The organism is Pseudomonas sp. Irchel s3h9, assembly GCF_900187475.1.
Classification (GTDB): Bacteria; Pseudomonadota; Gammaproteobacteria; order Pseudomonadales; family Pseudomonadaceae; genus Aquipseudomonas; species Aquipseudomonas neuropathica.
In genome coordinates, this window is sequence record NZ_FYDH01000011.1 from 221,378 (window position 1) to 240,594 (window position 19,217).

General features: G+C 59.0%; 17 protein-coding genes and 1 pseudogene. 7 read left to right on the forward strand and 11 right to left on the reverse strand.

Going from position 1 to position 19,217, the window contains the following annotated elements; genetic code table 11:
- Window positions 1-228 precede the first annotated feature (228 nt).
- From CKW26_RS19790 to CKW26_RS19805, 4 genes are all read right to left on the reverse strand, one after another.
- Entirely contained in the window at window positions 229-597 is a 369-nt protein-coding gene (locus CKW26_RS19790; RefSeq protein WP_095049797.1) for an endonuclease domain-containing protein, read from the reverse strand.
- Between the two features lie 295 nt (window positions 598-892).
- A complete protein-coding gene (gene fecA / locus CKW26_RS19795; RefSeq protein ID WP_095049798.1) occupies window positions 893-3,226 on the reverse strand; it encodes a TonB-dependent Fe(3+) dicitrate receptor FecA in 2,334 nt (777 codons plus the stop codon).
- 90 nt (window positions 3,227-3,316) lie between these two features.
- A complete protein-coding gene (locus CKW26_RS19800; protein ID WP_095049799.1) occupies window positions 3,317-4,249 on the reverse strand; it encodes a DUF4880 domain-containing protein in 933 nt (310 codons plus the stop codon).
- On the reverse strand, window positions 4,246-4,734 hold the full coding sequence (locus tag CKW26_RS19805; RefSeq protein WP_095049800.1) for a sigma-70 family RNA polymerase sigma factor: 489 nt from the start codon (window positions 4,732-4,734) through the stop codon (window positions 4,246-4,248). Before CKW26_RS19805 ends, CKW26_RS19800 begins: the two co-directional genes overlap by 4 nt.
- Before the next feature lie 190 nt (window positions 4,735-4,924).
- Here CKW26_RS19805 and CKW26_RS19810 point away from each other — a divergent pair, with 190 nt between their 5' ends.
- The 6 genes from CKW26_RS19810 (at window position 4,925) to CKW26_RS19835 (ending at window position 11,329) form a co-directional block, all read left to right on the forward strand.
- Window positions 4,925-5,230: a DUF3649 domain-containing protein gene (locus tag CKW26_RS19810; protein WP_016986986.1), complete on the forward strand. Its 306-nt coding sequence runs from the start codon at window positions 4,925-4,927 to the stop codon at window positions 5,228-5,230.
- Window positions 5,227-6,813, forward strand: a complete 1,587-nt coding sequence (locus CKW26_RS19815; RefSeq protein WP_095049801.1) for a PepSY domain-containing protein — start codon at window positions 5,227-5,229, stop codon at window positions 6,811-6,813. Before CKW26_RS19810 ends, CKW26_RS19815 begins: the two co-directional genes overlap by 4 nt.
- Window positions 6,813-7,139: a DUF3325 domain-containing protein gene (locus CKW26_RS19820; protein ID WP_095049802.1), complete on the forward strand. Its 327-nt coding sequence runs from the start codon at window positions 6,813-6,815 to the stop codon at window positions 7,137-7,139. Before CKW26_RS19815 ends, CKW26_RS19820 begins: the two co-directional genes overlap by 1 nt.
- A 1-nt stretch (window position 7,140) precedes the next feature.
- Window positions 7,141-7,707: an RNA polymerase sigma factor gene (locus tag CKW26_RS19825; protein WP_095049803.1), complete on the forward strand. Its 567-nt coding sequence runs from the start codon at window positions 7,141-7,143 to the stop codon at window positions 7,705-7,707.
- Window positions 7,704-8,693: a FecR family protein gene (locus CKW26_RS19830; protein WP_095049804.1), complete on the forward strand. Its 990-nt coding sequence runs from the start codon at window positions 7,704-7,706 to the stop codon at window positions 8,691-8,693. Before CKW26_RS19825 ends, CKW26_RS19830 begins: the two co-directional genes overlap by 4 nt.
- A gap of 206 nt (window positions 8,694-8,899) precedes the next feature.
- A complete protein-coding gene (locus CKW26_RS19835) occupies window positions 8,900-11,329 on the forward strand; it encodes a TonB-dependent receptor (RefSeq protein WP_095049805.1) in 2,430 nt (809 codons plus the stop codon).
- Between the two features lie 200 nt (window positions 11,330-11,529).
- On the opposite strand, the gene CKW26_RS19840 is transcribed toward CKW26_RS19835, so the two are convergent.
- Entirely contained in the window at window positions 11,530-12,405 is an 876-nt protein-coding gene (locus tag CKW26_RS19840) for an AraC family transcriptional regulator (RefSeq protein WP_095049806.1), read from the reverse strand.
- A gap of 139 nt (window positions 12,406-12,544) precedes the next feature.
- Between CKW26_RS19840 and CKW26_RS19845 the strand changes: the two genes are divergently transcribed.
- A complete protein-coding gene (locus CKW26_RS19845; RefSeq protein WP_095049807.1) occupies window positions 12,545-13,447 on the forward strand; it encodes a DMT family transporter in 903 nt (300 codons plus the stop codon).
- A gap of 19 nt (window positions 13,448-13,466) precedes the next feature.
- Here CKW26_RS19845 and CKW26_RS19850 read toward each other — a convergent pair whose 3' ends face one another.
- The 6 genes and pseudogenes from CKW26_RS19850 to CKW26_RS19875 form a co-directional block, all read right to left on the reverse strand.
- The gene (locus CKW26_RS19850) at window positions 13,467-13,976 is read right to left on the reverse strand and encodes a DUF2165 family protein (RefSeq protein WP_095049808.1); all 510 of its coding nucleotides are present in this window, start codon (window positions 13,974-13,976) and stop codon (window positions 13,467-13,469) included.
- A 148-nt stretch (window positions 13,977-14,124) separates the two neighbouring features.
- Window positions 14,125-15,099, reverse strand: coding sequence for a D-glycerate dehydrogenase (locus tag CKW26_RS19855; protein ID WP_095049809.1), 975 nt, complete (start codon window positions 15,097-15,099; stop codon window positions 14,125-14,127).
- A gap of 1,063 nt (window positions 15,100-16,162) precedes the next feature.
- A pseudogene (locus tag CKW26_RS19860) lies at window positions 16,163-16,378 on the reverse strand (DUF6124 family protein); the annotation flags it as partial.
- A gap of 83 nt (window positions 16,379-16,461) precedes the next feature.
- Window positions 16,462-16,926 (reverse strand): hypothetical protein, encoded by a 465-nt coding sequence (locus CKW26_RS19865; protein ID WP_095049810.1) that lies wholly within the window; start codon window positions 16,924-16,926, stop codon window positions 16,462-16,464.
- A 355-nt stretch (window positions 16,927-17,281) separates the two neighbouring features.
- Complete coding sequence (locus CKW26_RS19870) at window positions 17,282-17,656, reverse strand: DUF6124 family protein (RefSeq protein ID WP_095049811.1); 375 nt, start codon at window positions 17,654-17,656, stop codon at window positions 17,282-17,284.
- A gap of 410 nt (window positions 17,657-18,066) precedes the next feature.
- Entirely contained in the window at window positions 18,067-19,035 is a 969-nt protein-coding gene (locus CKW26_RS19875) for a LysR family transcriptional regulator (RefSeq protein ID WP_007914118.1), read from the reverse strand.
- Window positions 19,036-19,217: the final 182 nt, after the last annotated feature.

Consider the following 19,217-nt stretch of genomic DNA (forward strand, 5'->3'; position numbering starts at 1 on the left):
TATGGATTCGGCACAATACTTTCAGGTCGGTGTATTGCTCAAACATCCCGAAATCAGTCCCCCTCTCTGGGAGAGGGCCGACCGAGCTGTCTGAAGAGGTCGACCGAGGTGTCTTACGTGATACATCGACCTGAAATGCCGAGTCGATTATGGATTCTGCACAGCACTTTCAGGTCGATGTATTTCTCAAGCATTCCCCGATCAGTCCCCTCTCCCTCTGGGAGAGGGTTAGGGTGAGGGCATTTTTCGATTCGCTGCAGTTCTTATGATCTGCTCCAGCACATCGTCCATCTGCTGGATCACCTGGAGATTACTGAAGCGCGCGACTTCAATGCGCTTCTGATTCAGATAGTGCGTCCGGCGTTGGTCATGAATCAGTCCCTGCGTTTCAAAGTGCTGACCGCCATCCAGCTCAATCGCCAATTTCAACTCCGCACAGTAAAAATCCAGCACGTAAGGCGGACACGGAAATTGCCGACGAAATTTCAGATTGGCGATTTGGCGGGAGCGGAGTTTTTGCCAGAGCAGGTGTTCACAGTCGGTTTGATTGACTCGTAGATGGCGGGCGAATTGGGCGAGGGTGGGGCGAGTTTGCATGCTTCACGATCCTTGTGAAGTTGGTTTGAAGTTTTACTGTAGACCATGACCCGCTGACCCTCACCCCAGCCCTCTCCCGGAGGGAGAGGGGGCCGACCGAGTCGTATTGCGGGGTACATCGACCTGAAAGACCGAGTCGATTATGGATTCGGCAAAGCGGTTTCAGGTCGAGTCGATTATGGATTCGGCACAGCACGTTCAGGTCGGCGTACCTCGCAAGCATCCCCCAATCAGTACCCTCTCCCTTAGGGAGAGGGCTAGGCGGGCGGCGTTCCGATGAGGGGCTTTTCAATCCTCAGAACGCTACAGAAGTCTGGACGTACACCGTACGCGGCTCACCCACATACTTGCCCTTGTTGTTGTCATCAAACGAGCGCGTGAAGTACTGCGTGTTGAAGATGTTCTTCACGCCCACCGCCACATTCAAGTCCGACAACTGCGGACCGAAGTCATACCCCGCGCGGCTGCTGAACAGCATGTAACCGGGGATCTTGCCAGTGCTGCCATCAGCACTTTCCTTCGAGGTGTTGGCGTTGTCGGCGAATTGGTCGCTCTGGAAGCTGCTGTCGAGATTCAGCTTCCACGGTCCTTCGGTGTAACCCACGCCAATCGTGCCTTTGTGTTTCGACGAGAACGGCACGCGATTGCCCTTGTTTGGTCCGTCTTCGCGGATAGTCGCGTCAACATAAGCGTAAGTGGCGTAGACATCGAAGCCGGCGAGCGCCGGGCTCAAGTCATCCAGCGCGTAATTGACGCTGGTCTCGATCCCTTGATGGCGAGTTTCGCCACGGGCGATCACCGAATCGTTGGTCTGGTTGCTTTCGTACTGGTTGTCGAAGTTGATCAGGAACGCGCCGATTTCCGCGCGCAACGCGCCGTTGTCATACCGCGTGCCGAGTTCCCACGTACGCGCCTTCTCCGGTTTTACTTCGCCGCTGGTCACCCGGTTGGGCATCTGGCTGTATTGCACACTGCCGAACGAGCCTTCGGTGTTGGCGTACAGGTTCCAGCTGTCGGTCAGGTGATAGAGCACGTTCAACGCTGGCAGTGCGGTGTTGTAGTCGCCCTTGTATTTGACGTTGGTCAGGTTGTTGGTCTGCTGCGACTCGATCATCTCGTAGCGCACGCCCGGGGTGATGGTCCATTTGCCGATGTCGATGCGGTCGTCGACGAAGAACGCATTGGCTTCGGTGCCGCCACGGGTGTCGCGGTCATTGCGACTGTTGGTGGTTGGGTATTGGTTGCTGCTGATCGGCGTGCGATAGCGCAGTTCGTGACCGGCCTCGTTGATGTAGCGGTAGCCGACGCCGACTTCATGGCTGGTCGGGCCGAGGTCGAAACCTTGGGCGAATCGGGTTTCCAGGCCACGCACCCAATACTCGCGCGGCGACAGCGAAAGGAAGGTGCCCTGATCGAGATAACCGCTGCGCAAGGTCTTGGTGAAGAACGTGTTGGCAGTGAATTCGCGGCGATCTTCCTGATAGCGATAGCCGAAATTGAACATCGTGCGGCGGCCCCAGAACTGGTCCTTCGGACGCGTCGATTGATACGGATCGGCGTCGTAATCGGCCACGTTCAGACCGCCGGGCATGTCAGCCTTGCCTTCGTAATACTGGGCCATGGCGTTGAAGCTATTGGCTTCGTCGAGCTGGTATTTGCCCTTGAGGATCAGGTCGTCGATTTCAGTGTCGCTGTGTTCGCGCCAGTCGCCGCCGCGCGTCCCGGAGTAGAGCAACGCACCGCCGAGGCCATTGGCGTTAGTGCCGCCGGCCAGCAGGTTGGCGCTGGTCTTGAAGCCGTCGTGGCTCGACGATGGGCTGGTTTCAGTTTGGAAACCGCCCTTGACCGTTGGCTCGTCGGGAATCGCCCGGGTGACGAAGTTGACCACGCCGCCGACGTTTTGCGGGCCGTAACGCACCGCGCCGCCGCCGCGCACGACGTCCACGGCATCCATGTTGCCCATGCTGATCGGCGCGAACGATAACTGCGGCTGGCCGTAGGGCGCGAACGGCACCGGAATGCCGTCCATCAACACGGTCGAGCGCGCGGCCAGTCGCGGGTTCAAGCCACGGATACCGAAATTCAGCGCCATGTCGTGGCTGCCGGTGCCGTTGTTGTCTGGAGCGTTGACGCCGGGGATGCGATTGAGCACATCCCGCGCCTGAGTGGCGCCCTGGCGTTCGAACTCTTCGCGGCGGATCACATCGCGCGCGCCCGGGTGCTCGAACACATTGATTTGCGCAGCGTCGCCGAGCCAGTCGCCGACGACTTTCGAGGTGTCCAGCTCCAGCGCGGCATCCGCCACCGGTTGCAGGCTGAACGCATTGTTGCCTTCGGCGCGCGCTTGCAGACCGGTGCCTTCAAGCAATGCATTCAAACCCTGCTCAGGTGTGTAACTGCCTTCCAGGCCACGGCTTTGCACACCGCTGGTGACTTGCGAACCAAACGAAATCAGCACGCCCGCTTCACGGCCAAACTGGTTGAGGGCGTTCTCCAGCGACGACGGCGCGATGTGATAAGCCTTGGCATCAGCGGCCAGCGCGGCGGGCAGGGCACTGAAACTCAGGCTGGCGCCGAGGACAAGATTGCGCAGGGTACGAGCCAGTGGCGTGAGGCGGGTGGAGTGCATGTCGGATGATCCTGAGAAGGTTGAATCAAGGGGGCTTTCCTTCTCTGTCACGCCAGATCTGAAAAACGGCTCATTTATTTTTGATGTTTTTTAAACCCGCGCTTCGACGCTCACCCAGTAACGGGTAAAGCGCTTCACCTTCACCGGCAAACTGATTTCCAGCAGGTCGAGAATCCGCTCGCTGTCGTCCAGTGGGTAAGTCCCGGAAATCAGCAGGTCGGCGACGTTCCTGTCGCAATTGAGCTGGCCGCGACGATAGCGGCCGAGTTCATCGAGGAAGTCGCCCAAACGCATATGCGCGGCCACCAGCATGCCGTCGGCCCAGGCGCCGCTGTTGGCATCCAGCGGTTTGGCTTCGCTGATGGATTTCGAGGTGAAACTCAGTTGCCGTGCAAGCGGCAGCAGCATCGGCGCGCGTCTATTGCTGCTCAGTTCGACGCGGCCGTCAAACAGCGCAACCTGCGTGCGATCGGCAAACTGACGCACATTGAGACGTGCACCGTGAGTTTCAAGAATGCCCTGAGCGGTGCGCACTTCGAAAGATTGCGCGGCAGTCAGGAGGATTTCGCCTTCGAGCAAGCGGATCAGTCGCGCCGAGACATCCACATCGGCGGCACTGGCTGTGTTGAGTTGCAACTGATCGCCCGCACCGAGCGCCACCTTGCGCCGTTGCCCGATCGGACTGCGGTAATCAGCGAGCAGCGACGGCAATGGATTGTGCTCACGCACCCCCCAGGTGACAGCCGATCCGGCGCCGAGAATCAGCAGCAGTTTCAGCGCCTGACGACGGCTGCCGGACTTCGGCCCGTTCAACGCCGCGTGTGCCAGCGGCGACGACACACCGCGCAGACGCTGATTGACTCGCTGAATATGCTCCCACGCCCGGCGGTGTTCGCTGTGTGCCTCCAGCCATTGTTGCCAGGCCTGTTGCTGGCGCGGGGAGAGCGTGCCCTGCTGCATTTCCATCAGCCAATGCACGGCCTGTTCAGCCACTTGGGAGGAGAAATCCGGCACGCGGTTCATAAGGCGAAGTAGCAGCGCATGGCGGCTTTGTTCAGATGACGTTTGACCGTGGCCACGGATATGCCCAGTTCAGCGGCGATCTGTGGATAAGTCAGGCCATCGACCTGCGCCAGCAAAAAGGCGCGTTTGACCTGACGCGGCAAACCGTCGAGCAACTGATCCAGCTCCATCAGGGTTTGCAGGATGATCGCCTTGTCTTCTTCCGACGGCGCGACCATGTCCGGCATCTGCGCCAAGGTGTCGAGGTAAGCGCGTTCGACATCCTGACGGCGGTAATGATTGAACAGAACGCGCTTGGCCAACGTCGTCAGAAAGGCGCGCGGCTCGATGATCACCGGAGGTTCGCGGGCGGTCAGCACCTTGATAAACGTGTCCTGCGCCAGATCCGCCGCGCTGTCCGGGCAGCCGAGTTTGCGCCGCAGCCAACTGATGAGCCAGCCGTGATGGGCCTGATAGAGCGATTCGACAGGATGGGCGGACGACAACGGTATTACTCCGGGCGCTTGATGGCGCGGTAGAGAGTATGCGTTAGAGAACAAGAACTGTTCGCATTGTAAGGGGCGAAACGCTTAACCGGCAATCAGATGCTTTTGCGTATGAGAATATTTATCATTAATATTGCTCGCCTGTAGGTTCGGCTCATCGGCCGAACGTTTTTCGTTTCAGGGTCGAAACATGAAAGGCAAACTCGCCACACTCCCCATGTCCTATCGTCTGGCTGTCACCTCACGGGTGTTGGCGGCGGTGTTTGGCGGCTATCTCGTCGCGGCGCTGGCCAGTGTCACCCTGACGCTGTGGCTGCCGTTGAGCCGCGCCGAAGCGGTGGTGACCGGCATGACCATTTCCTTTCTGGTCTATCTGGTGGCGGTGCTCTGGTGTTTTGCCTGCCGCACGGCGTGGTCGGCCTGGGTCGGTTTGCTGGTGCCGAGTGTGATTCTGGCGACCATCTCTGGCGCAGCACGTGGATTGGGCCTGGCATGAAAGAGGGCTTTCGTCAGGCGATGGCCTGGCTGCACACCTGGGCCGGACTGCTGTTCGGCTGGTTGCTGTTCGCGATTTTCCTGACCGGGACGCTGGCCTATTTCAAAGATGAGATCAGCCACTGGATGCAGCCGGAAATCCCCGCGCGTTCGGTGAGTGCCGAGACGAGCCTGACGCTGGCCCAGGATTATCTGCAGCAACACGCGGCCGGCGCCTCACGCTGGCTGATCGATTTGCCTGATGCCCGAGATCCCGGCCTGACCGTGCGCTGGCAGCCAGTGCCGGCCAATCCCGGTGAGCGCGGGCGCTTCGAGTCGAAAACCCTCGACGCGCAAACCGGCGCCGAAGTGCAGGGCCGCGACAGCATGGGCGGCGAGTTCTTCTATCGCTTCCACTTCCAGTTGCAAATGCCTTATCCGTGGGGCCGCTGGCTGGCGACGATTGCCGCGATGGTGATGTTCGTCGCGCTGATCACCGGGATCATCACCCACAAGAAAATCTTCAAGGACTTCTTCACCTTCCGCCCTCGCAAGGGTCAGCGCTCCTGGCTCGACGGGCATAACGCGGTGGGTGTGCTGGTGTTGCCGTTTCACTTGATGATCACCTACAGCAGCCTGGTGATTTTCATGTCGATGGTCATGCCGGCGAGCATCGTCGCGTCTTACGGCAGTGACGTGCGCACGTTCTATGATGAAGTGTTCCCCGCGTCGAAAACCCCGGAGCGCGCCAACATCGCGGCACCTTTGGCAGCCATGGCGCCGCTGTTGAGCAAGGCCAGCGAGCAATGGTCGGGCGGCCACACGGCGCGTCTGTCGGTGAGCAATCCGGGGGATGCCAATGCCACGGTGGTGCTGTCCCGTGCGGGGGATCGCGTGGTGCATGATTTCGGCCGTGCCGTGACGTTCAACGGGGTGACCGGGCAGATGCTCGGCAGCACACCGGAGCAGCCAATGGCGATGGCGGTGGGTGGTGCGTTCTATGGCTTGCACATGGGTCACTTCGCCGGGCCGCTCCTGCGTTGGCTGTATTTCATTTGCGGATTGGCCGGCACGGCGATGATCGGCACCGGGCTGGTGATCTGGTTGGGCAAGCGTCAACTCAAACATGCCAAGAGCGGCGTGATGCCGTTCGAACTGCGGCTGGTTGAAGTGCTGAACATCGCCAGCATGGCCGGGTTGGTTGCGGCGGTGGCTGTATTCTTCCTGGCCAATCGTCTGTTGCCAGTGAGCCTCGCCGAGCGCGCAGATTGGGAAGTGAATGCGTTCTTTATCGCTTGGGCTTTGAGTGTGCTGCACGCGCTGCTGCGTCCGGGACGAAAGGCCTGGGTTGAGCAACTCACCCTGAGCGCCGCCCTGTTTGTCGCGGTGCCGCTGGTCAATGCGCTGACCACCCCTTGGAATCTCGGCGTTACCTTGATGCAGAGGGATTGGGCATTGGCCGGTTTTGATCTGACGTGCCTCGCAACCGGTTTGTTCCTGGCTTGGGCCGCGTGGAAAATGCAGCGCGCCGGCAACACCGTCAGCATTAAAAACCCCCGCCGCGAACAGGCCCGGCCGATCACCCTTGAACAAGGGGCGAACTGATGCTCTTGCCCTTGTTGCTTACCTACGCCGGATTCACCGCGTTGTGCCTGTCGATGCCTCGCCACCACGATGAATTGCTCGGTCACAAACCGTCCACGCGTCGCCGTCAGGGCCTGAAAGTCGGCGGATGGTTATTGCTGTGTTTGTCGCTTTGGGCGGCGGTGAAGGCCAACGGCTGGAGCTTCGGCCTGGTCGACTGGTTTGCCGTGCTGATGCTCAGCGCCTTGGTGTTGGTTTTGTTGCTGCCGTATCGCCCGCGTTTCGCATTGACGCTGGCCGGGGTCAGTCTGCTGGCCAGCCCGGTCGCCGCATGGGCGCAGTGCTGAAGTGCTGATCGGTCTGCCACCGGAATCCCGCGACGATGAGCCGCGTGGGGCACGTGCGCATTTTCTTCAGGTGTTCCTGTCCCAGCGTTCGCAAATGGAAGCGCTGGTAAACCGGCGCGTCGGTTGTCGGGCGACGGCGGCGGATCTGGTCCAGGATCTGTTTCTGCGTTTTTGGCGGCGACCGCTGGTGCAGGTCGAAGAGCTCAGCACCTATCTGTTGCGCTGCGCCGGCAACATCGCCATCGACCATCTGCGCAGCGAAGGCACGCGCACGCGGGTCAACGAAGGCTGGCAACCGGACGAGCCGCACAGCCACGGCAGCGAACCACAAGCAGCGCTGGAAGCGGGCAATGATCTGAAGTATGTCGAAGCGGCGTTGCGCGCCTTGCCAGAGCGCACCCGGCAGATCTTTTTGCTCAATCGCATTCACGGCCGCAAGTATGCGGAAATCGCCAAAGCCATGGGCCTGTCCCAAAGTGCCGTGGAAAAACATATGATGCGCGCCCTCGAGGCCTGCAAGGCCAGCCTGCGCGAACCCGCGCCACGCCTGCCAGGGAAAGCACCGTGAAGCCATCCGATTCCGTCATCCCCACGCCCGCGCAAGAGCAGGCTGCGTTCGCCTGGCTGAGCTTGTTGCATGACCGGCCGAGCGCGGGCGATCAACTGACCTTCAGCCAATGGCTGCGTGCCGATCCGGCGCACGCCGAAGCTTACGCACAGGCTCAGGTTGTGTGGGAGTTGAGTGAAGGCCCGGCGCGAACATTGGCCGATGAAGAAGCCTTCGCGTTGCAGGGTTACCTTCATGCGATGGACCGCCCGCGTCATTCGCCCGTTTTGCGCTGGTCGGGCGCGCTGGCGATGGCCGCGTGCTTGTTGCTGATGATCAGCCTTGGCACCGGTTGGCAGCCGCAGCGCTGGATCGATGACCTGGGCGCCGATTATGTCTCGGCACCCGGTGAGATCCGCACGGTGACACTCGCCGATCAATCGCAAGTGACGCTGGATGGCGACAGTGCGATTGCCGTGGATTTCAGTCATGGCGAGCGGCATGTGCAATTGCGTCGTGGTGCCGGTTTCTTCAGCGTCACACATACGGGGGATCCGTTTGTGGTCGCGGCGGAGCAGGGCGAGGCGCGGGTGCTTGGCACGCAGTTCGAAGTGCGACTGCAGCCTCACGGTGCGCAGGTTACGGTGTTGTCGGGGCGCGTTGGTGTGACGGCGGATCGCGAGGGTGAACAACAGATCCTCATCGCTGGCCAGCAGGTTGCTTACGGCGAAGGCACAGCGCAAAAGCTTCACTCGGTGGACAGCGACGCGCAACTGGCATGGCGTCAGGGCTGGCTGACTTATTACAAGTCGACGCTGGCTGATGTGGTGGAGGATTTGCGGCGTTATTACCCGGGGCGGATTGTGTTGCTCAACGATGAGCTGGCGGCGCGCAAGGTCAGTGGCAGTTTTCCGAGCAAGGATCCGCAGGCGGTTTTGAGTTCGCTGCAAGGGGTGATGGGGTTTGAGCAGCATCAGGTGTTGGGTCATCTGATTATTTTGCGCTGAGACGGCTAAAGCCATCGCGAGCAGGCTCACTCCTACAGGGGAACGCATTCCAAATGTAGGAGTGAGCCTGCTCGCGATGGCGCCCGATCGAACACCACAAAAAATAATTTTCAAATGTTGGTGAGGTAAACATCAGCGCCATCCGTGTAGTGACTGAAACTGCGAGTCATTCGCATCCGTTGCGGTTCTACACAGGTCATTGAGCAATGAAGTCCAGGGCAAAATCGGGTTCGGTCAAACAATGGTTAGGCGTGTCGGCACTGAGCTTTTCAGCATTGGCGCTGTTGCCGCTGAGCGTCGCGCTCGCCGCTGAAACCGCCAGCAGTCAGGCGCAAAAGCAGTTCAACTTTTCCCTGGTCGCTAAACCGCTGCCGCAAGCCTTGAGCGACTTCAGCCGCGTCACCGGGCAGAGCGTGGTCTACACCGACGAAGCGCCCTACGGCCTTACAGCTCCGGCCGTCAATGGCCAGATGAGTGCTGAACAGGCACTGCAACGTTTGCTCAGCGGTTCCGGCCTCAACTTCCGCCGCACCGACAGCCACACGCTGGCGCTGGAGCCTCAGCCTACTGAAGGTGCGCTGAATCTCGGCGCCACGACCATCACCTCGACCCGCGATGAATCGATGAGCTACCAGCCACCGGAAACCAGTTCGGTGATGCGCTCCTCGGCCTCGCTTCAGGAAATCCCGCAGACCGTCAACGTCATCCCGGCGCAAGTCATCCGCGATCAGGCGCCGCGCAATCTGGATGACGCGCTGGCCAATGTCAGCGGCATCACCCAGGGCAACACCTTGGGTAGCACTCAGGATTCGGTGATGACCCGCGGTTTCGGTGACAACCGTAACGGCTCGATCATGCGCGACGGTATGCCGATCGTGCAGGGGCGTGGCATGAACGCCACGGTCGATCGGGTTGAAGTGCTCAAAGGCCCGGCCTCGTTGCTCTACGGCATTCAAGACCCGGGTGGCGTGGTCAACCTGGTCAGCAAGAAGCCTGAACTTACTCAATACAATGCGCTGACCTTGCGCGGCTCGACCTACGGCGAGGGCAAGAACGGCAGCGGCGGCACCTTCGACAGCACCGGCCCGTTGGGCGATTCCGGGCTGGCCTATCGCATGGTGCTCGACCACGAAGACGAAGATTACTGGCGCAACTTCGGCACCCACCGTGAAACCCTGATCGCCCCGTCGCTGGCCTGGTTCGGCGAGAGCACCAAGCTGTTGTTCGCCTACGAGCACCGCGAATTTCTCACGCCGTTCGACCGTGGCACGCTGATCGATCCACGCACCAATCACCCGCTGGACATCTCGCGCAAAGAGCGCCTCGACGAGCCGTTCAATAACATGGAAGGCCGTTCGGACCTGTATCACTTTGAAGCCGACCACGACCTCAACGACGACTGGAAAGCCCACTTCGGTTACAGCTGGAACCGCGAGACCTACGACGCCAGCCAGGTCCGCGTGACTGCAATCGACACCAAAAAAGGCACGTTGACCCGCAGCATGGACGGCACCCAGAACGCGATCAGCACTGACCGTTTCACCACCGCCAGTCTCGAAGGCAAGGTCAACGTGCTGGGCATGCAGCATGATCTGGTGTTCGGCGTCGATGACGAGTACCGCAAGATCTACCGCGAGGACTTGATCCGACAGAAAAGCCTGACCACGTTCAGTTACCTCAATCCGGTGTATGGCCGTGAAGTTGCCGGTACGACCGTCAGCGCCCCCGACAGCGCGCAGACCGATGAACTGCGCAGCGATTCGGTGTTCATGCAGGACTCGATTCACCTCAACGATCAGTGGATTCTGGTCGCTGGCGGACGCTTCCAGGAGTACGACCAGTACGCCGGCAAAGGCGTGCCGTTCAAGGCCAACACCGACAGCAACGGGCAGAAATGGGTACCGCGCGCCGGTCTGGTGTATCGCTACACCGATGCCCTGTCGTTTTACGGCAGCTACACCGAATCGTTCAAACCCAACTCGACCATCGCCCCGCTGAGCGGCAGCAGCACGGTGCTCGACGGCAGCATCGCACCGGAAGAAGCCAAGTCGTGGGAACTGGGCGCGCGCCTGGATATGCCGGGGCGTGTCACCGGCAATATCGCATTGTTCGACATCAAGAAACGCAACGTGCTGGTGGCCAATTCCGAAGGCCCGACGACGATCTACAGCGCGGCCGGTGAGGTGCGTTCTCGCGGTCTGGAAATGGACCTGACCGGTCAGTTGAGCGACCACTGGAGCATGATCGGCAGCTACGCCTACACCGATGCCGAAGTGACCGAAGACCCGGACTACAAAGGCAAGCGCCTGCAAAACGTGGCGAAGAATTCCGGTTCGTTGTCGGCGGTGTACGACTTTGGCAGCGTGATCGGCGGTGACCAATTGCGCGTCGGCGCCGGTGCGCGCTATGTCGGTGAGCGTGCGGGTAACGCGGTGAATGATTTTGATCTGCCGAGCTACACCGTGGCTGATGCGTTTGCCACTTACGACACCAAGGTTGAAGGGCAGAAAGTCAAGTTTCAGCTCAATGTGAAGAACCTGTTTGATCGCACGTATTACACCTCGGCGGCGAGTCGGTTCTTTGTGTCGATGGGGGATGCGCGACAGGTTTCGTTGTCCAGCACGCTGGAGTTTTAAGGCAAGATCAAAAGCCCCTCACCCTAACCCTCTCCCTAAGGGAGAGGGGACTGACCGTGGGATATTCGAGAGATACACCGACCTGAAAGTAATGCTTGGAATCCATAGTCGATTCGATTTTTCAGGTCGACGTATAGCGCCAGACACCTCGGTCGGCTCCCTCTCCCTCTGGGAGAGGGCTGGGGTGAGGGGAAAAGGGCTCAACGCAAAAACGCCTGCCGATACTCACCCGGTGTCCCGCCGAGAACCTGCTTGAACCGATTGGTGAAATGACTGGCGCTGGCAAACCCGCACGCCAGCGCAATCTCACCCAACGGCAACGCCGTCCCGCGCAACAACTCCCGCGCCCGGCTCAGGCGCCGCGCCAGCACATACTGATGCGGTGGCAGACCGAAGCTGGTGCGAAACATCCGCGCAAAGTGGTATTCCGACAGCGCACACAATCCGGCCAATTGACCCAGGCTGATCGGTTCGGCCAACTGATTGTCGATGAACTCCACCAGTTGCCGACGCTGGTGTGGTGCCAGTCCGCCCTTCAATCGCAAACCCTGACGCGCGCCGACCTGACTGAGCAAAGTGTGGCTGATCAACTCATGGGCGAGGCTGCTGGTTAGCAGACGCTCGGCTGGCTCGTCCCAATTCAGCGTCAGCAACTGCCGGAAGCGTTGCGCCTGTTGTGGGTCTTCGAGAAAGGTCTGCTCGCGCAACTGCATCTCGCGGGGTTCGCGATCGAGCAGCGTGACGCAACCGAGGGCGAATTGTTCGGCGCTGAAATACAGGTGCGCCAAGCGAATATCACCGTTGATCACCCAGCCCGACTCATGATCGGCCGGCAGGATGCACAACTTGTCCGGCCCGCCTTTTTGCCCAGGTTGATCGCGACGAAAAGTGCCGGTGCCACCGGCAATGTAGCAGGACAACGTGTGGTGGCTTGGCGCTTCGTAATCCTGTGCATCGTGGTGGTTGGTCCACAAAGCGGCAGACAAGCCGTCACCGAGCTCGGCGCTGTGCACCAGGCGTGCGTTCGGCGAGCTGTTCAACGCTTGAAAGACTTGCAGGGTATCGATGGTGGCCATGGTCGGTTCTCTTCAACGCCTTGCATCCTACTCCGTAGACACCGCGCTGCCAGCCTGCCGCCAGACAAAAGCGCAAGAATCTGCAAGCGCACAAACCTGGCTCGGGCAGACACTCAAGGCCTATCGAGGAGTGTCTGCCATGAACCTGTCGTTGTATTTGCTGACCGTGCTGATCTGGGGCACCACCTGGATTGCCCTGAAATGGCAGCTTGGCGTGGTGGCGATTCCGGTGTCGATCGTCTATCGCTTCGGGCTCGCCGCGCTGGTGCTGTTTGCGCTGTTGCTGCTCAGTCGGCGCCTGCAACCGATGAACCGCCGCGGGCATCTGATCTGCGTGGCGCAGGGCTTGTGCCTGTTTTGCGTCAACTTCATGTGTTTCCTGACCGCCAGTCAGTGGATCCCCAGTGGTCTGGTCGCGGTGGTGTTTTCCACCGCGACGCTGTGGAACGCGCTGAATGCGCGGGTGTTCTTTGGTCAGCGCATCGCGCGCAATGTGCTGATGGGCGGTGCGCTGGGGCTGTTCGGCCTGGGCATGTTGTTCTGGCCAGAACTGGTCGGGCATCAGGCCAGCCCGCAAACCTTGCTGGGGCTCGGCCTGGCACTGTGCGGGACGTTGTGTTTCTCGGCGGGCAACATGCTCTCGAGCCTGCAGCAGAAGGCCGGTCTCAAACCGCTGACCACCAACGCCTGGGGCATGGCCTATGGCGCGGCGATGCTGTCGGTGTGGTGCCTGGTCAAAGGCATTCCATTCGACATGGACTGGAGCCCACGTTACGTCGGTGCGCTGCTGTATCTGGTGATCCCCGGTTCCGTCATTGGTTTCACCGCGTATCTGACGCTGGTCGGGCGCATGGGGCCGGAGCGTGCGGCTTACTGCACGGTGCTGTTTCCGGTGGTGGCGCTCAACGTTTCGGCGTTTGCTGAAGGTTACCAATGGACAGCGCCGGCGCTGGTCGGTCTGGTGTTAGTGATGCTGGGCAATGTGCTGGTGTTTCGTAAACCGAAAGCAGTGGTGGCGCCAGTGCAGGGAAAGTTGGCATGAAATAAACGAGCGCTGAACGTCAGCGCTCGACTTTCAAGGTGATGTAAATCATCACCGGGAATATGAAGTCAACAATATGTCGTGCCCAGTCCTTGGCATTCCATGATTGCGAAGTGTCCATGTCGAACCATTCCACACCCACGGTTTGCAGGCAGACGTAATAAATGAAGATGGCCGCGAGTATGCCCATGATCGAGAACTTCTTTGCCTCATGGAATACCTCGGCAGGGGCATTGATATGGCGCAACAACTGATAGGTGCCTATCAGGCATAGCACGGTATAGGTGACTTCCAAAGTGATGATGAACCAGTAAATCCGATGATGAATCATCGGTGACTCGATGGCCCGATACTTGATGGTTTCGCTGGCAGTGGTGGTGTCCATGCTCAGGATGTGGGCCACGTAAGTGTAGTTTGAGTCATAGTCGGTGAAGTTGTGGATCATCACCAGCAGGCCAAAGAAACTGATGTAGGCCATCAATATAACTTTGCTGTAACGGATAAGTTTGTCGGTGGTCAGGGTGTTCAAGGTTTTCGCTCTCCGTAGTGCTTGTCGATTATCCGGCAGTGCGGGGGAGCTTATAATGTTGTTGTTTAAATTGGTTTGTTGTTCAATTTCAAGTTGTGTATAGCAATAACTAACGGGCAAGTGCGATGTTGCACTTGCCCGTGTTTTTTTATCCGCGCCAGACTTGCGGGTTAACCAGATCCTGTGGGCGTTTGCCGAGCAGGGCACTGCGCAGGTTGGCGAGGGCGCGATTGGCCATGGCTTCGCGGGTTTCATTCGTCGCTGAGCCGATGTGCGGCAGGGTCACGGCATTGCTGAGCTGGAACAGCGGCGACTCGGCCAGCGGTTCTTTTTCGTAGACGTCGAGGCCGGCGCCACGAATGCGTTTGTTTTGCAGGGCTTCGATCAACGCCGGTTCATCGACGACCGGGCCACGAGATATGTTCACCAAAATCGCGCCGGGCTTCATCAGCGCCAGTTCGCGATGGCTGATCAGGTGGCGGGTCTTGTCGCTGAGTGGCACGACCAGGCAGACGAAGTCGGCTTCGGCGAGCAGTTCATCAAGGCTGCGAAATTGCGCGCCAAGTTGTTGTTCCAGGTCGGTCTTGCGGCTGTTGCCGCTGTAGATAATCGGCATGTTGAAGCCGAAGTGGCCACGGCGGGCGACGGCGGCGCCGATGTTGCCCATGCCGACGATGCCGAGGGTTTTGCCGTGGACGTCACAGCCGAACAGTGGCGCGCCGACGCTGGCTTGCCATTGGCCGGCTTTGGTCCAGGCGTCGAGTTCGGCGACGCGGCGGGCGCTGCTCATGATCAGGGCGAAGGCGAGGTCGGCGGTGCTTTCGGTGAGCACGTCGGGGGTGTTGGTGAGCATGATCCCGCGTTCGTTGAAGTAGGCGAGGTCGTAGTTGTCGTAGCCGACGGAGACGCTTGAGACCACTTCCAGTTTTGCGGCGTTTTCCAGTTGTGTGCGGCCGAGTTTGCGGCCGACGCCGATGAGGCCGTGGGCGTGGGGCAGGGCTTCATTGAATTGGGCGTTGATGTCGCCGGCTTTTGGATTGGGGACGATGACGTCGAACTCTTGCTGGAGGTTTTCGATCATGGGCGGGGTGATGCGGCTGAAGGCCAGGACAGTTTTTTTCATCGTTTTTGGCTCTTGTTCGGGCTTGATACCAAGCACGCTAACATTTTTGTTTTGGGGTGTCTTGGCGGCCTTTGGGCCGACCATGTTCTTGGGGTTTTTGGGTGTATATCCGTTGCTTCGGGGGCTGCGGCTGGCGGTTTCGCCCTTACGGCGACTCACTTTTTTACAAGCGCCTAAAAAAGTAAGCAAAAAACGCTTGCTCCTACGTGCGGCCCGCTCGCTGGGGCTCGGGGTTCCTTCGCTCCGGGATTGATCCGGGCGCAGCGTCTACGGTTTGCTTCGCTGCACCTCCTCTCGCTGTGTTTGGCTTCGCCAAACGGTCGCTGCGCTCCCACGCCCGGATCAATCCCTCCACTCAGCCTTCCGACGTCGCCCTACAGATCAAGAGCTTCAGCCGAGCTAACGCTCATCCTGTTGAGTGGTGAAGAGCGCGGCGCGCTTGGCTTTGGGTTTGTGGTGTTCTTGCCCCTCACCCCAGCCCTCTCCCGAGGGAGAGGGGGCCGATTTGTGTGCTTTTCAAAACCTGAGTTCAACGCGGTATCGCACGTCGGCGTAGGTCTGCCAAACAACTCGGTCAGTCCCCTCTCCCTCCGGGAGAGGGCTAGGGTGAGGGGCTTTTGATCTGTTTCAGTGTCTGAGGGGCGACTCGGTATTTCATGTCGGCGTAGCTCACCCAAACACCTCGGTCAGTCCCCTCTCCCTCGGGGAGAGGGCTAGGGTGAGGGGCTTTTGATCTGTTTCAGAATCTGAGGGTCGACTCGATATTTCACGTCGGCGTAGCTCACCCAAACACCTCGGTCAGTCCCCTCTCCCTCCGGGAGAGGGCTAGGGTGAGGGGCTTTTGATCTGTTTCAGTGTCTGAGGGTCGACTCGGTATTTCACGTCGGCGTAGCTCACCCAAACACCTCGGTCAGTCCCCTCTCCCTCGGGGAGAGGGCTAGTGAGGGGCTTTTGATCTGTTTCAGTGTCTGAGGGTCGACTCGGTATTTCATGTCGGCGTAGCTCACCCAAACACCTCGGTCAGTCCCCTCTCCCTTTGGGAGAGGGTTAGGGTGAGGGGGTTTTAGCTGTGTGACGGGGATTGCGGGATCTCGTGGTTATCCAGCACGCGATTCACCGCCAGTTCAGCGAGCATGATGATCTGCTGAATCGCCAGAATCGTCCGCCGTTGCGGCAGGTCGATGTAGGCGGCGATGTCGCTGGTCATGAGGCTGGCTTGGGCCAGTGATTCGCAGGCGTGGACCAGCAGGCTTTCGCTGTCCTGTTCGGGGGACATCTGAACACGGTGGCTTTGGGAAGCGGTATCAACATTGGCTGATACCTGCTTGTTCCTGCACTTGGGGCAGACTTTGCGACCTACCTTTACCCCTCGATAATTTCAAGGCCTTTGACATCAATCTGACCATCATGAACTTGATGCAACTCCCATGTATCGAAATCCAAGAATGTGAAGTTGAAGACGGCCTTGAAAATGCCTTTGGCAATGTTGAACTCTTCTACAACAATAAATCCTGCGTTTTTAGCGCTTGTATAGCCTTTTGTATGTGAGCCTGATGTATATGAAAATCTGAACGGAGAGGGAAAGTGCTCCGTGCTGAATTCATGCCTTCCAGGCTTAATGTTTGCGTCAAAAGTGAGGTTGATAGTGAATGAGATGGTAGAGGATTTCTGGTAAGTTGCTTTTAGTGCGACTATCTTTTTATCGGTAACAAAATGGTCGGGTTTTCCTTCGAACTTGTCGGTGATGTAGTCTTTGTTTAGTTTGGCAATTACAGTGCCTTCACCTGATTTCTTAAGTTTTTCGAGTTCCAGATCTTTAATGGACATGTCTTGCTCCTTCAAGGTTAGGTCGGTGTGACGACATCCATTGTTCAGCTAAAGCGATAAAATGGGTACTGTCAGATCTGACAGGTTTTCTATATAGATTGGCTATTAAAAATTGATCGGAAGATGATTTTTGGAACTTGATTGCCCACTTCAGGTTTGCGTCCATTGAACGATGCTTAAGTTGTGTCAGGCCGTCATCCGGCATCATTCAAGGGAGAGGGAGCCGATTTGTGGGCCTTTCAAAATCTGAATTCGACTCGGTATCGCACGTCGGCGTAGCTCACCCAAACACCTCGGTCAGTCCCCTCTCCCTACGGGCGGTCCGACGATTCGGGAGGGTTAGGGTGAGGGGCTTTTAGCTTTGTGAAGGGGATTGGGAAATTTCGTGGTTATCCAGCACACGATTCACCGCGAGTTCGGCGAGCATGATGATCTGCTGAATCGCCAGGATCGTCCGTCGTTGCGGCAGGTCGATGTACGCTGCGATGTCGCTGGTCATGAGGCTGGCCTGTGCCAGGGATTCGCAGGCGTGGACCAGCAGGCTTTCGCTGTCCTGTTCGGGGGCGACCTGGAACATGGTGCTGGGTTTGTGGAAGCGCAGGGTGAGTGCGTTGGGTTTGAGGTAGTGGTCGAGGGCGCGCTCGGCGGCTTCGTGGAATTTCTTCGAACCGGGGAATTCGTAGGGGGTGGTGTCGTCGGTTTCAGGTGGATTAGGCGTTGGTTTGAACATAGGAAACATACTCGTGGCAAGTTGAGTTGAAGCTGCCACTTTTCGTTTTCCAGGCGAAAGGGTGGCAGCTGTGCGCGGACTGGAAAAACCGGTCAACTCACCAAAACCGGCAGGCCCTAGGGCCTCCCGCGCACAGCCGCCATAACATTGCGAGCTAAAAAGCGCCGCAGTATGCCATGAGCTTTGGTAGTTGAAATCGGGTTTTCCAGACCCGGTCGCTGATGCGTCAGCGACACCCAAATCCTAGCCACCGCACTTCCGACGGACAACCTGCAAAACCTGTCGGAAACATCCGCGAAATCCCCGTTCTGTAGGAGCTGCCGTAGGCTGCGATCTGTTGATTTTTAAACATCAAGATCAAAAGATCGCAGCCTGCGGCAGCTCCTACGGGTTTCGTGGTGTGTTGAAAATCAGTTGGCGACGCGTGCGCCGGCGAGGCTGCCGCTGAGTTCGTAGGCGGCCAATTCGGCTTGGTGGGCGGCGAGAATCTCTGGCAGCGAGCCGCGCAAATACTCAACCCACGTCTTGATCTTCGCATCCAGATATTGCCGCGAGGGGTAGATCGCATACAGGTTCAACTCTTGCGAGCGGTAGTTCGGCATGACCCGCACCAGTGTGCCGTTACGCAAACCTTCGATCGCCGCATACACCGGCAACACGCCCACGCCCATGCCACTGGTGATCGCGGTTTTCATGGCGTCGGCGGAGTTCACCAGAAACGGCGAGCTGTTGATGGTGACCATTTCCTGGCCTTCCGGGCCGTCGAAGGCCCATTTTTCCAGGGGGATCACTGGGCTGACCAGGCGCAGGCAGGCGTGGTTGAGCAGGTCGCTGGGCTTTTGCGCGGCGCCGTTGGCTTTCACGTAGGCCGGGGAGGCGCAGACGATGCTGTAGGTGATGCCCAGGCGTTGCGACACAAAACCTGAGTCCGGCAACTCGCTGGCGAGCACGATGGACACGTCGTAGCCCTCGTCGAGCAGGTCCGGCACGCGGTTGGCCAGGGTCAGGTCGAAGGTCACGTCCGGGTGGGTTTTGCGGTAGCGGGCAATGGCGTCGATGACGAAGTGCTGACCGATGCCGGTCATGGTGTGCACTTTCAATTGCCCGGCCGGGCGTGCGTGGGCGTCGCTGGCTTCGGCTTCGGCCTCTTCGACGTAGGCAAGGATCTGCTCGCAGCGCAGCAGGTAGCGCTTGCCCGCTTCGGTGAGGGCAATGCGCCGCGTGGTGCGATTGAGCAAACGGGTTTGCAGGTGGGCTTCCAGGTTGGAGACCGCGCGCGAGACGTTGGCGGTGGTGGTGTCGAGTTGCACGGCGGCGGCAGTGAAGCTGCCGGCTTCGGCGACACAACTGAAGGCGCGCATGTTTTGCAAAGTGTCCATGTGGTGCTCTCAAGGGAGATGGCAAATTGTGACACGAAGTTTCGGGGGCTGAGACCCCAGACTTAAGGATTATCTCGTTAACCGTAACAAAGATTCACAGAAATCCCAGCTTATCGCCGTACGGGGCCTTCCATAGAATTGCGCCGATCCCTGTAGGAGCTGCCGAAGGCTGCGATCTTTTG